The sequence below is a fragment of the Streptomyces sp. NPDC006551 genome, from assembly GCF_040611675.1.
Taxonomy (GTDB): Bacteria; Actinomycetota; Actinomycetes; order Streptomycetales; family Streptomycetaceae; genus Streptomyces.
Map to the genome: position 1 here is coordinate 129172 of NZ_JBEXOT010000013.1, position 12791 is coordinate 141962.

11 protein-coding genes and 2 pseudogenes are annotated in these 12791 nt (G+C 70.7%); 4 read left to right on the plus strand and 9 right to left on the minus strand.

Translation table 11 applies throughout. From position 1 onward, the window contains the following. Positions 1-234: 234 nt before the first annotated feature. From ABZY12_RS15625 to ABZY12_RS15635, 3 genes are all read left to right on the plus strand, one after another. Complete coding sequence (locus tag ABZY12_RS15625) at positions 235-840, plus strand: TetR/AcrR family transcriptional regulator (protein WP_356890395.1); 606 nt, start codon at positions 235-237, stop codon at positions 838-840. Then, the gene (locus ABZY12_RS15630) at positions 837-1883 is read left to right on the plus strand and encodes a DMT family transporter (protein WP_356890397.1); all 1047 of its coding nucleotides are present in this window, start codon (positions 837-839) and stop codon (positions 1881-1883) included. The genes ABZY12_RS15625 and ABZY12_RS15630 overlap by 4 nt, the downstream gene beginning before the upstream one ends. 115 nt (positions 1884-1998) lie before the next feature. Further along, on the plus strand, positions 1999-2616 hold the full coding sequence (locus ABZY12_RS15635; RefSeq protein ID WP_356890399.1) for a TOPRIM nucleotidyl transferase/hydrolase domain-containing protein: 618 nt from the start codon (positions 1999-2001) through the stop codon (positions 2614-2616). Positions 2617-2700: 84 nt separating this feature from the next. Here ABZY12_RS15635 and ABZY12_RS15640 read toward each other — a convergent pair whose 3' ends face one another. The 5 genes from ABZY12_RS15640 to ABZY12_RS15660 form a co-directional block, all read right to left on the minus strand. Continuing rightward, positions 2701-3753 (minus strand): SPFH domain-containing protein, encoded by a 1053-nt coding sequence (locus tag ABZY12_RS15640; RefSeq protein WP_356890401.1) that lies wholly within the window; start codon positions 3751-3753, stop codon positions 2701-2703. 3 nt (positions 3754-3756) lie between these two features. Beyond that, on the minus strand, positions 3757-4188 hold the full coding sequence (locus ABZY12_RS15645) for an NfeD family protein (protein ID WP_356890403.1): 432 nt from the start codon (positions 4186-4188) through the stop codon (positions 3757-3759). A gap of 291 nt (positions 4189-4479) precedes the next feature. Continuing rightward, on the minus strand, positions 4480-7239 hold the full coding sequence (locus ABZY12_RS15650; protein WP_356890425.1) for a SpoIIE family protein phosphatase: 2760 nt from the start codon (positions 7237-7239) through the stop codon (positions 4480-4482). 299 nt (positions 7240-7538) lie between these two features. Further along, positions 7539-8309 carry a YhjD/YihY/BrkB family envelope integrity protein gene (locus ABZY12_RS15655; protein ID WP_356890427.1) on the minus strand — a complete coding sequence of 257 codons (771 nt, stop codon included), beginning with the start codon at positions 8307-8309 and terminating at the stop codon, positions 7539-7541. Positions 8310-8373: 64 nt separating this feature from the next. Beyond that, a complete protein-coding gene (locus ABZY12_RS15660) occupies positions 8374-9648 on the minus strand; it encodes a DUF1206 domain-containing protein (protein WP_356890405.1) in 1275 nt (424 codons plus the stop codon). A gap of 518 nt (positions 9649-10166) precedes the next feature. On the opposite strand from ABZY12_RS15660, the pseudogene ABZY12_RS15665 reads away from it, so the two are divergent. Further along, a pseudogene (locus tag ABZY12_RS15665) lies at positions 10167-10879 on the plus strand (SpoIIE family protein phosphatase); the annotation flags it as partial. A 124-nt stretch (positions 10880-11003) separates the two neighbouring features. Here the strand turns inward: ABZY12_RS15665 and ABZY12_RS15670 are convergent. The 4 genes and pseudogenes from ABZY12_RS15670 to ABZY12_RS15685 form a co-directional block, all read right to left on the minus strand. Next, on the minus strand, positions 11004-11171 hold the full coding sequence (locus ABZY12_RS15670) for a hypothetical protein (protein WP_356890407.1): 168 nt from the start codon (positions 11169-11171) through the stop codon (positions 11004-11006). Positions 11172-11206: 35 nt separating this feature from the next. Continuing rightward, positions 11207-11563: a PRC-barrel domain-containing protein gene (locus ABZY12_RS15675; protein ID WP_356890409.1), complete on the minus strand. Its 357-nt coding sequence runs from the start codon at positions 11561-11563 to the stop codon at positions 11207-11209. 175 nt (positions 11564-11738) lie between these two features. Further along, a pseudogene (locus ABZY12_RS15680) lies at positions 11739-12116 on the minus strand (hemolysin III family protein); the annotation flags it as partial. A gap of 285 nt (positions 12117-12401) precedes the next feature. Further along, a partial coding sequence (locus ABZY12_RS15685) for a helicase-related protein (protein ID WP_356890411.1) occupies positions 12402-12791 on the minus strand: 390 nt, incomplete at its 5' end.

Here is a 12791-nt window from a genome sequence, read left to right on the forward strand (position 1 = left end):
CATCTCGCCGTGACGGGCGCACATGGCTGGCCATGCCCGACATTGCATCCACCACCATCGCCCCCGGGCAACCGATTATTCGTTCGCCGAGCTGCCAGGCAGCGAGAACCTTCGTCAGCAGGCGGCCGGTTCGCCACCCTGGTCGCCGCAGGCCGGGCCGGCGTTCGACTCCGCTTCCGCGATACCCCTTCCTTCCCGTAATCTAGGTAGACCTACCTACCTAGTTTGGGTGTGATGAGCGTGACCGATGCGAGTACGGCGGAGAGCGGGAGACGGCGCCCCGCCCGTGAGCGGCTGCTGGCGGCGGCGGCTCGGCGCTTCTATGCCGACGGTGTGGCGGCGACCGGCATCGACACGATCACCACCGAGGCCGGCGTGGCGAAGATGAGCCTCTACAACAACTTCTCCTCCAAGGCCGACCTGGTCCGGGCCTACCTCGACGCCCGGCACGAAGAGTGGCTCGGGCTGTACCGCGCGCGGCTGGAGCAGGCCGCAGGCCCGCGCGACGGCGTCCTTTCGGTGTTCGACGCCTACGCCGACCACGCGGCGTTCGCGTATGAGCACGGTTTCCGCGGTTGCGGCCTCCTCAACGCCGCCGCCGAGCTCCCGGCCGGAGACGAGGGCCGGGCCGTGGTGCGCGCTCACAAGGAGGAGGTCGAGCGGCTGATCGCCGGCCACCTGGAGCAGCTTTTGCCCGGCCGTCCGGGCGAGGCGCACGCGCTGGCCGAGCACCTCGCATTCCTCCTGGAGGGCGCGATGGCCCGTGCCGGCCTGGAAGGCGACGGCGACCGGCTCCAGCACGCCCGCTCCCTGGCGGCTGCCCTGCTGGACCGGCTGTGAGGCGGCCCGCCGGACACCACCGGTCCGCGAGCACGGGAGCGCTGTGCGTGCTGGCGGCCTCCGTTCTGTGGGGCACGACCGGTACGGCCGCCACGTTCGCTCCCGACGTGGGCCCGCTCGCCATCGGTGCCGTCGCCATGGGGCTGGGCGGCCTGCTCCAAGCCCTCGTCGCCGCCCCGCAGATCGCCCGCCACGCGCCCCGACTGCGCGACCAGCGCGGCACGGTGCTGCTCGGCGCGGCGTCGGTGGCGGTCTATCCCCTGGCGTTCTACAGCTCCATGCACCTGGCCGGTGTCGCCGTCGGCACCGTGGTGTCGATCGGCACCGCTCCGCTGGCCTCGGCCCTGATCGAACGCGTCGTGGACGGCCGTCGGCTCACGCGCCGCTGGACGCTCGCGGCCGCCCTCGGCCTGTTCGGCACCGTCCTGCTGTGCGTCGCCGAAGCCGCCCACGCCGCCGGCGGAGCGGGTCAGGCGTCCGTGGCCACGACGCTCCTCGGCGTGAGTCTCGGTCTCGTCGCCGCCGCGACCTACGCCCTCTACTCCTGGGCCGCGCACCGGCTCATGACCCGCCAGATCCCCTCCCGCGCGGCGATGGGCGCCGCCTTCGGGCTCGGCGGACTGCTCCTCCTGCCCGTCCTGCTGGTCACCGGTGCCCCGCTCCTCAGCTCCTGGTCGAACGCGGCCGTCGGCACCTACATGGCGCTGGTCCCCATGTTCGCCGGCTACGTCCTGTTCGGCTGGGGACTCGCACACGTACCCGCCAGCACCGCGACCACGCTGTCCCTGCTCGAACCGGCCGTCGCCGCGGTACTCGCCGTCCTGATCGTCGGCGAACGCCTCCCCGCCGCCGGCTGGACAGGCATCGCACTCGTCATCGCCTGCCTCACCGTCCTCACCGCCCCCTCACCCACCGCCCGTCGTCGACAGCGGCAACAGCCTGCGGTTCCGGTCGCAGGAGACGGCATCAGCGATACGGCGAAAGGCGGCCTGACACGCCTCGGCGCCTCCACGGCAGCGCTCCCGGACGCGGACGGCGGCTGACCGGCCGTCCCTCAGCACTCTGACCCCGACACGACGTCGGCGTACGCCGCCCGTGCGTGTGCGGGCCGTCGAAAATCCCGCGCCGTGCCGTAGCGGGAGGAGGCAGACTCGCGCCATGGCAGACATACGGGCATTCCGTGACGCGGTCAGTGGCTGGGCGAACGGCGGTCCCGGAGGGCCGGCGAGCGAACTGGCTGTGCGGTTGGGGGTGCGGACGGCAGTGCTGCTGGAAGGGCCGAGTGACCTCGCGGCCGTTGAGGCGCTGGCCGCACGGCGTGGCCGGGACCTCGCCGCCGAGGGAGTGTGCGTCGTGTCGATGGGCGGCGCGATGAGCATCGGCCGCTATGCCGAGCTCCTCGGGCCACCCGGCCTCGGCCTGCGCCTGGCAGGGCTGTGCGACGAGCGCGAGCGGAGCTTCTACGACCGCGGTCTGCAGCGGGCACGGGCGCCGCACCGGGACTTCTTCGTGTGCGTGGCGGACCTGGAGGACGAACTCGTCCGCGCGCTGGGCACGGCGAGAGTCGAGGAGATCGTCCAGGCCGAAGGCGACCTCCGTGCCTGGCAGACCTTCCTGCACCAGCCCGCGCAGCACGGTCGGCCCCGACAGCGCCAGTTGCGACGCTTCCTCGGCACGAAGAAGGGCCGCAAGATCCGCTACGGCCGCCTCCTCGTCGAGGCCCTGGACCCCGAACAGGTACCCGCCCCCCTCGACGATCTCCTCACGAGCCTCTGACCGACGCCCCGACTCCGGATCACCGGATCGTCCTGGATCCCGCCACGCCACTGCAGCAGGCACATGTCGGACAGCGGCCGACGGCTACTCCCCGCCCCCTGCTTCCCGACGACCGTCGGGAAGGGGACGTGCGCCCGCGTCGGCCTCAGCCGCGTCGGCGAGGGCCTCGGCGGCGGCTTCCGCGGCTCGCGCCGCATCGTCGGCGGCCTCGGCGGCCGCCCTGTCCTCCGAGGACGTCTCCCGCGTGGCCGGCGACTGGGGCAGCACCTCGCTGAAGGCGCGGGACACCCCCTGAAGAGCGGAAGTGACCTCGCTGGGGATCACCCAGAAGGTACTCCCCGCTCCTTGGGCGAGCTGAGGCAACACCTGCATGTACTGGTACGCGAGCAGCTTGGGGTCGGGGTCGTTCCGGTGCACGGCCTGGAACACCTCGTCGATGGCCCGGGACTGCCCCTCGGCCTTGAGGATCTCAGCGGTACGGTTGCCCTCCGCGCGGAGGACAGCGGACTGCTTGTCGCCTTCGGCCGTGAGGATCTGCGACTGCCGTTGTCCCTCGGCCCCGAGAATCGCCGCCCGCTTGTCGCGCTCGGCACGCATCTGCTTCTCCATCGCGTCCTTGATGGACTGCGGAGGGTCGATGGCCTTGATCTCCACCCGGTTGACTCTCAGCCCCCACTTGCCGGTGGCCTCGTCCAGCACGCCACGGAGCTGGTTGTTGATGGTGTCGCGCGAGGTGAGAGTTTTCTCCAGGTCCATGGAGCCCACGACGTTGCGCAGGGTGGTGACGGTGAGCTGTTCGACGCCCTGGAGGAAATCGGCGATCTCATAGGCGGCCGCTCGTGGATCCGTGACCTGGAAGTACAGGACCGTGTCGATCTCGACGACAAGGTTGTCCTCGGTGATGACCGGCTGCGGCTTGAACGAGACGACCTGTTCCCGGAGGTCGATCACCGGATAGACCCGGTCGATATAGGGGATGACGAGGTTGAGACCTGGCCTCAGCGTCCGCCGGTAGCGGCCGAGGCGTTCGACATTGCGAGCGCGTGCCTGGGGGACGATGCGTACCGCCCGCACCACGGTGAATACGGCGATGAGCGCGACGATCACGCCGGCGATGAGAAAGCCGGAGACTTCCATCACTCACTCCCGGGGGTAGACGAGGGCGGTGGCGCCGTTGATTTCCATGACGTCGACGGTCGCTCCGGGGGGAATCACCAGCGTTTCGTCATAGGCGCGCGCCGTCCATTCCTCGCCGCCTATGCGGACCCTGCCACCCAGGCCCGTCACCTCCGAGACGACTTGGGCGGATCTGCCCACCAGCGCGTCCACGCCGAACCGCTCAGCCTGAGGCTTGAACAGGTGGCGTGCCGCGATGGGGCGCACGAAGAGCAGACTGACCGCGGCCAGGACGGTGAAGACCAAGAACTGCAAGGGCGGCGCGACTCCCAACGCGGCGACCCCTGCCGTGACCAACGCGGCCACACCCAGGATCCCGAGCGCGGCGGTGAGAGTGAAGATCTCCGCCACCGCCAGCGCTCCTGCGGCGATCAACCAGATCAGCCAAAGATCCATGGCACCCTCCGGCCTCTGCGTCCCCACGAAGGCTAAGGGGGAATATGCACTCTTTGCGCCCCTTTTACCCTTTTCAAGGGAACCCATGCCTCCGCGGACCGGGCCTCTGCGAACGAGGCGACGCCGTACCGGCCGTTGCGTACGCGGGAGCTGCTCGGCCTCGACATGAGCGACGCTGATGACCGGCTGTCCTGCTGGCTGCGGTTGCGCATAGCCGTCCGCCCCGCGACGGATGGCCGAGGCGCTCGCACCGGCAAGGATGCCGAATGTACAAGACGCCCTCCGTAGCGGTCAGGAGTCGTCCTCGGTCCATTGGTCCAGCAGGAAGTCGCCCCCGTATCCGCCGGGTTCGGCTGCCCCACCGTGGAGGGACTGTTCGGTCCAGATGACCTTGCCGTCGGGTGTGTAGCGGGTGCCCCAGCGTTCGGCGTACCGGGCGACGAGGAACAGGCCGCGGCCGCCCTCGTCGGTGGTCTTGGCCCGGCGCAGATGCGGGGAGGTGCTGGAGCCGTCGGAGACCTCGCAGATCAGGGTGCGGTCCCGCAGCAGACGGACGGTGATGGGCTCGGCGCCGTAGCGGATGGCGTTGGTGATCAGCTCGCTGAGAACGAGCTCGGTGGCGAACGCGATGTCCTCCAGACCCCAGGCCTCCAGTCGGCGGGCGCAGGCGGTGCGGACCCGGGACACCGCTGCGGGATCGCGCGGCACGTCCCACACGGCGACCTGCCCGGAACCGAGTCGGCGCGTGCGGGCCACCAGCAGTGCGACGTCATCGGTCGGACGGGCGGGCAGCATCGCGTCGATGACCGCGGCGCAGGTGGCCTCCGGGGTACGGCCGGGCCCGGTCAGGGCGCGGCGCAGGGCCTCCAGGCCGGCGTCCAGGTCCCGGGTGCGGTCCTCGACCAGCCCGTCGGTGTAGAGCACCAGTCGGGAACCCTCGGGCAAGGTCACTTCGGCGCTCTCGAACGGCAGGCCGGCGCCCAGGCCCAGCGGCGGAGAGATCGGCAGCCGGGGGAATTCCACCGCCCCGTCGGGATGGACCACGGCGGGCCCCAGGTGGCCGGCGGTCGCGGCGACCATGCGCCCGTCGACGGGATCGTAGATGGCGTAGAGGCAGGTGGCCCCGGTGATCCCCTGCCCGTCCTCGCCCGCGGCGGACTCCTGGTCATCGAACTCCTGGTCATCGATGTGAGCCACCAGTTCGTCCAGATGGCTCAGCAGGTCATCGGGAGGCATGTCCAGGGTGGAGAAGTTGTGCACGGCGGTACGCAGCCGGCCCATGGTGGCTGCCGCGTGCAGCCCGTGGCCGACGACGTCTCCGACCACCAGCGCCACACGGGCACCGGACAGAGGGATGACATCGAACCAGTCGCCGCCCACCCCGGCCTGGGCCGGCAGGTAACGGGAGGCGGCCTCCAGGGCGTTCTGCTCGGGCAGTCCACGTGGCAGGAGACTGCGTTGCAGGGTGACCGCCATGGTGTGCTCGCGGGTGTAGCGGCGGGCGTTGTCGATGCACACCGCCGCCCGGGCGGCCAGTTCCTCGGCGACGGAGATGTCCTCCTCGTCGAACGGTGGTGAGCCGTCCGTGCGCCAGAAGTTCGCCGCTCCCAGGAGTACGCCCCGCGCCCGCAGGGGGACCACGACGAGGGAGTGGATGCCTTGGTCCAGGACCCGCTGGGCACGCTCGGGGTCCTGGATCCGCCAGCCTTCCGACGCGCTCAGATCCGGCTCCAGGACCGCCCGGCCGCTGATCACCGCGGCGGCGACAGGGCCGGCGGGAACGAACCGGATGAGCTCACCGACAGGGTGCAGGGCATGGGCCCCCTCCAGGCCGAAGGCGGCGGTCCGGCGCATCTCGGTGCTCGCACCGGGCGGTTCCTCACCTTGCAGCACCGGATCCAGCAGCTCCACGGTGACGACACCGGCGAATCGGGGGACGGCCGCCTCCGCCAGTTCCTCGCACGTGCGCGTCACATCCAGCGTGGTCCCGATCCGCACGCCCGCGTCGTACAGCAGCCTCAGCCGCTCCCGCGCCACCTCCGCCCGCCCGGTCACCGCCGCCAGCTCCGTCGTGTCCCGCAGGGTCACCACCCAGCCGGCCTGCCCTCCGTACGGGGCGGTGGGCCGCTTGTTCACCGCCAGCAGACGGTCCCCGGCCGGGTGCACCGCGTCCGTGACCGGCTCGCTCGACGACAACAGCCGCGCCGTCCGCTCATCCAGCTCCAGGTCGCCCACCGGCCGCTGCTCGGCGTCCGCCGGCAGGTCCAGCAGCCGCCGCGCCTCGGCGTTCGCCAGCAGCAGTCGTCCATCGGCACGGATGATCAGCACTCCTTCGCGCACGGCGTGGAACACCGCGTCGTGGTGCTCGTACATCCGCGTCATCTCGGCCGGAGCGAGACCGTGCGTCTGCCGGCGCAGCCGTCTGGCCACCAGAGCCGTCCCCAGTGTGGACGCCACGAGTGCGGCCGCCCCGGTGCCGAGGATGATCGGCAGCTGCTGATCGACCAGGTTCGAAACGTTCTCGACCGTGATCCCGGCGGACACCAGGCCGACCACCGAACCGTCGGTGTCCTTCACCGGAGCCACGGCCTGGATGGCTGTTCCGGTGCCCCCGGGCACGGGTGGTCCGCCCGCCCGCTCGACGATGGTGCGGCCTTCGAGCGACGGCTTGATGGTGCCGACGAACGGTTTCCCGATCTCTCGGGGATCGGGATACGTGAGACGGATCCCGTTGGTGTCCAGGACAACGACGAAGTCCACGCCCGTCCGCTGCCTGGCTGCTTCCGCGCGTGGCTGCAGCACCGCCGTCGGGTCCGCGCTCTTCAGGGCCTCGGCCGTGCCGGGGGCGTTCGCGAACGTCTCGGCCGCGGTCACCGACTGGCGCTCCGCCTCTCGCGTACCGTCGCGCGCCACCTGGACTGCGAGAGCGGTCACTCCGGCCACGACCAGCAGCAACACGATCGCGACTTGCAGTGCGAAGACCTGTCCGGCGGCGGTATGCACGTTGAGCAGGAGGCGCAGCGCCGAACCGAAGCCGACCCCCGAACCCATCGTCGAACTCGCGGAGCCACCTCGATCGGGCGGACGCCGGCCCACGAGCGGACGCTGCGGCGACTTCCGATTCCGCCGGAACAGTTCCTTCATGCGCCCTTCCTAACACTGCGTCCCGTCCCGAGCCGTGCTACACCCGGCGACCTGGTGCACGTGCCCGCCGGCCCTGTCTGTGCCCCCGGTACCGAGACAGGGTCCTTCGAGCCGGAGATCGCCCTCAAGCGCCGGAAGCGCGCCACAGCGGTCTCCATTCGTCCGCGGTCCACCCGCCTGTGCGGCAGTGGGAGGGGCGGCGAACCCTATCCGCGCCGTCTCAGGGCATGTGCCACGCGGGGGAGCTCCTCGTGGAGCATTCGGCCGGCCAGCGCACCCCCGAACACGACGACACCGACGCCGACCAGCCAGGACTGGATGACAAGGACGGTTCCGATCGGGCCGTAGGCGACGGCGCTGGATGCGATCAGCGGTGAGAACACGAGCCGGGAGAAGACTCGGAGGCCGAGGAGCCCGGCCATGGTGGTCACCGCGCCGGGTAGCAGGGCACCCCAAGGGACCCGGCCACCGAGCAGCATCCGTTGGGACCACCAGAAGAAGAGGGCACCGCTCAGTACCGTGATCATCCCGCGAATCGGCGACGCGCCCCACAGCGGCGTGATCGCGGACAGGAAGAGGACTCCGATGAGGACGGCGAGCCACACGACATGCCGCCACCTGGCCCACCAGCGGGCCGGGGGCAGATCCCATGCCTTCTCGTAACCGCTCTGCACCGTCGCGCCGAACGACAGACCGAAAACGGCGAGCACGGCAAGGCCGAACGCCGTAGTGGTCCGCAACGTCTGACCCGGCAGGACGAACAACCGCTCGATGTCCTCCCTGGCGGCCACCGATACGCCGAGACCATCTCCGAGCCACTGCGCGAAACCCCGTCCGCTCGCCGGATCCGCCGCGGACACGACGATCAGCAGGGGCACCAGTGTCAGGAACCCGAGCGCCGCGAACCCCAGCGAACGCTGCCACAGCTCGAGATCGCCGGCCTGAACCCACCGGCGCCTCGCCCGCAACCGGCGGATCGCGCGGCCGGGCCGCCCGAACAGAGGCGAACGGCCCGCCGCGGAGCCGGACGCGTTCCCCTTTCTAGGACGCACTGGGGCGTGTCCCCGAGCCCGGGGCCCCGGTCGACTGTTCCGCCGGAGTGCCGTGCTCAGCGGCTTCGCGCCATCGGGCTTCGCACAACGAGTAGACGCCGAACAGCACGAGGCCCACCGCGGCGGCGATCAGCAGTACGGGCCCTGCGGGGGTTGCGGCGAACGAACGCAAGATCTCGTCCAGGCCCTTGGCCTCGCTGGGGTCGAAGCGCACCGCCGCCAGCAGGACGAACAGGCCGGACGCGGCCGCGACCACTCCGCACGCCACGCCTCCGACGATGCCCAGCACCGCGACGACCCGCCGCGTCGCCGGGCTCATCTCGTCCGTTCGGAGGTTCTTCTCGAATTTCCGCATCAGGCTACGCACCAGTATCACCACGCCCACGATGGCCAGAACGGCTCCGAACGCGCCGACGATCACCCGGCCGCCCGGCCAGTCCAACACCCTCGCGGTGTACTCCTTCGACGTCTCATCGCCGGGCCGGCTGCCGGAGGAACCGCCGGCCAGCGCCGTCTGCACCACGCCCACACAGATCACCGCGTAGAACACCGCCAATCCCAGCGAGCCCAAGCGACGAGTCCACTTGTCCCCGCCTGTCACCGTCTGTCCGAACGCCGCCTCGGACAGCCGCCACAACGCCATCGCCGCCAGCCCCGCCACCAGAGCCCACAACAGCACCCGGCCGAACGGCTGCTCGGCGATGGTCCCCACCGCGCCTGACCGGTCGGCCTCCTTGCCACTGCCACCACCGAACCCGATCTGCACTGCCAGGAGTCCCACCAGAACGTAGATCACTCCCCGGGCGCAGAGCCCGATCCTGGACGCGACTTCCACAGCGCGGCTGTCGGCCAGACGCCGCCCCTGTGACTTGGGGTGAGCCGCACCGCCTTTCGTGATGGCCATGTCTGGCACCTCCACGTGCGGTTCAACTGAACAAGCGCACCAGTGCGCCGGGGCGGGGGCCGCGGTCAGTGTTCGAAGGCATCCTCGGCCTTCGCCCATGCTGCTTGGTGTGGCCCCTGACCTGGACACCACGGCCTGGGCCCGCAGGCGCCGGTCGGCGACACGACCGACGGTCTCCTCGGCGCCGCCATGGCCGCTTCGGCCTTGGGCGCGATCTCCTCGGCGGAACTCATCGGTCACCGCCTTCACGTTTCGCCTGTCGGGGGTCGCACCACGCCCTCCCGCATCGAGCCAGTCGTGGGGGCGCCACTCACGGATATCCGCCATCTCGATCATCCTGAGCCCCTTCAGCCGCTCCATGGCCGATGTGTCTGCTCTCCCCTCCCAGCCTGCCCCCAGCCGCCTCCGACACCAACCCAGGGATGCCCCTGACCACCAGAGCGCGGGAACAGCGGACGCGGCAGGCGCGCAGCCTCTTCTCTCGCGCTCGGCACTCCACTTGCGCAAGGCGGTCGAGCGCGTTGCCTGGATGCGGTTCGACCGCCGCGGAACCCTCGGTTGGCCGCTGCCGGCGGAGCCTGCCGCTGCGTGCCGCGACCGCTTCTCCCCTGACGTCAGGCCCGGGAACGCCCCACGGAGTGGCGCCGATGCCAGGCCGTTCGACGGCCGGTCCGTCGGCAGCTGAGCCTGTTCAGGGGCCCTGTGGTGCCATGTGACATCAAACCGGCAGCGGGCTTGGCGCCGACCCCTCGCGCAACCGGGACGGAGCCCTGAGAGTCAGCGAGCAGCGAGGAGTCACCGTGACCGTGTGCGGGCCTGACGGGGACGGGGCGGCTCCCCCTCCTACTCCTGAGAACGGGGGTGGCCGGGGCAGGGCGATGACCTTGGCGGGGGCGCTGGCGGCGGCGGAGGCCGCGGCGCCCGTAGAGTCGCTCGACGTGGTCGCGCGCATGCTCAAATGGCACCTCGGGGCCGTGTCGGTGTCGTTCCTGATCACCGATTTCGCCGGTGGCTCGGTCGTGCGGCTGGGGACGGCGGGCAGCGTCGAGACCGATGAGCCCGCGGGCGCATCAGGCTGCGGGGCACCCGGTACGAGGACGTGATCCGCACCCAGCGGCCGAGCGTGGATGACAAGGACGCGGGTGCGCTGGTGCGGATCGTCGCCCCGGTGACCAACCGCGGGGACGCCATCGGACTCCTGGAACTGTTCCTGCCCGCGGCGCCGGACGCGGAGGTGATGCGGGAGGTCGGCGAGATCGCGCACGCCCTGGCGTACATCGTGATCGCGAACCGGCCCTTCACCGACGTGTACCAGTGGGGCCGCCGCACCATCCCGCTGAGCCTGGCCGCGGAGATCCAGCATCGGTTGCTCCCGGCGTCCCTGGCGTGCGAGGCGGCGCAGTTCGCGGTCGCCGGGGCGCTGGAGCCGGCCGACCACGTCGGGGGTGACACCTTCGACTACGTGATCGACCGGGACACGGTCCAGCTCTCCGTCACCGATGCCATGGGGCACGATGTCGACGCCGCGTTGCTGACAACTCTCCTGGTGGGCGCCCTGCGTCGGGCACGGCGGGCCGGTGCCGACCTCGCCGTCGCCTCCGCACCATCACAGACGGGGCGGACCACTCGGCGATGACTCGAGGACTGCTCCGATACCCCGCTTCGGTTGGACCTTGGGCGGGCGAAACGGGGTGCTCTGCCCCGGGGTGATCGCGTCACCTGGACAGGCGCCTGCGGCGGCGGCCCAGGCGCAGGCCGAGGAGGACGAAGTCGGCGACCAGAACCACCACACCGATGACCAACAGGTAGAACAGGCCCTTCGCCACCACTCCGATGATGCCGAGCACGATGGCCACGATGAGCAGCAGGAAGAAGAGAGCCATCCGTGTCACCTCATGTGGAGGAAGTTGGTGGGGTGTCAGCGACGGGCGAGGCGACGTTCGCCGCCCGCACCCGTTCGGTGGGCGAGCTCGTAGTGCGCGAAGACCGTCTTCTCGTCCTCCGCGAGCAGTTCGCCGTCCGTGCCGATCGAGGGCGCTTCCTTGACCTGCTTCCTGTCGTAGGCGACCTTCAGATAGCCGGGACCTACCGTCGCGCCGCCCAGGGGGACGAACACCAGCCGGTGCCGGGTCGGCAGGCCGACCGTGACCGTCGCGAACGCGGGCTGGTCCGTGGCCGTGTCGACGTAGACCGCCTCCAGGACGCCGATCTTGTGCCGCTCGCGGTCGACCACATGGTGGCCGCGCCACTCCCTGATGTCTTCCGCCTCGAACACGGGGCCCCCTCTGTCACAGGTCAGCTGAAGACCGCTGTCTCGTCCTTCTCTCGCTCCTCTCTCCTTACCTGTCTACGGGACGTCACACCCTGGGGAGCAGCCGACTTGCAGGCCGGAGGGGCGGACGGCTTTCGCGCGTGGCGCGATGCCTGGGCGGTCGCCCGGCCCGTCGCGGTCAGTAGGCGGCCAGGGAGATGGCGATGTAGTGCGCGGTGAAGGCTGCCACGGTCAGCGCGTGGAAGACCTCGTGGTAGCCGAACCAGCGGGGCGAGGGGTCGGGGCGCTGGAGGGCGTGGACGACCGCGCCCGCGCTGTAGAGGAGAAGCCTGCCACGATCAGGACGAGTACGGCCGCTCCGCCGGTGTGCAGGAAGTCGGGCAGGTAGCGCACCGGTGCCCACCCCAGGGCCAGGTAGCACGGGGTGTACAACCAGCGCGGAGCTGCGACCCAACAGGACCCGGAACGCGATGCCCACCAACGCACCCGTCCACACGATCCACAGCAGCATGGACCGCTGGTCCGGCCGGAGGAGGAGCACGGCCAGGGGGGTGCAGGTACCGGCGCTGGACGGAAGGCCTTCCTCGACGCCTGGACGAGCGTCTGAACGCCGGCTCGTCCAAGCCGGCCTCGCAGACGACCAGCCGACCCGTGCGGGCGGCGGCCATGACCGGCAGCGCCACCTCGACGCTCATGTCGTCGCAGACCTGCGGTCCGATCGCATCCATGACCTCAACCACTGTCCTGTGCATGAGGTTGGCGCTCGCCGTGCGGCGTTGCACCTGAACCAGCGTCAGAAGGTTCCTTCTCCCAAGAGGGTCAGCTTCCTGATCACGAAGGTTTAGACCGGAACGTCGAAGACGGACTGGCCCACGGGCGCGCGCCTGGCCGTCGAAGAGGGGCGGCGTCGGCCTCGGGTGGAGGTACTGCGCTTGGGGCGTTCGACCACCGGCGCGGTGATCACGACGGGGACGCCGGACGGGGCCTGCGCGCCGGTGATGCGGTTCAGTTCGGCCTCGCCGGAGCGGACCTGCGTGACCCGCGGGCTGATCCCCGCGTCCGTCATGAGACGGGCCATGCCGCGGCGCTGGTTCGGGGTGACGAGGGTGACGACGCTGCCGGACTCGCCCGCGCGAGCGGTACGGCCACCGCGGTGCAGGTAGTCCTTGTGGTCGGTCGGCGGGTCGACGTTGACGACGAGGTCGAGGCTGTCGACGTGGATGCCGCGGGC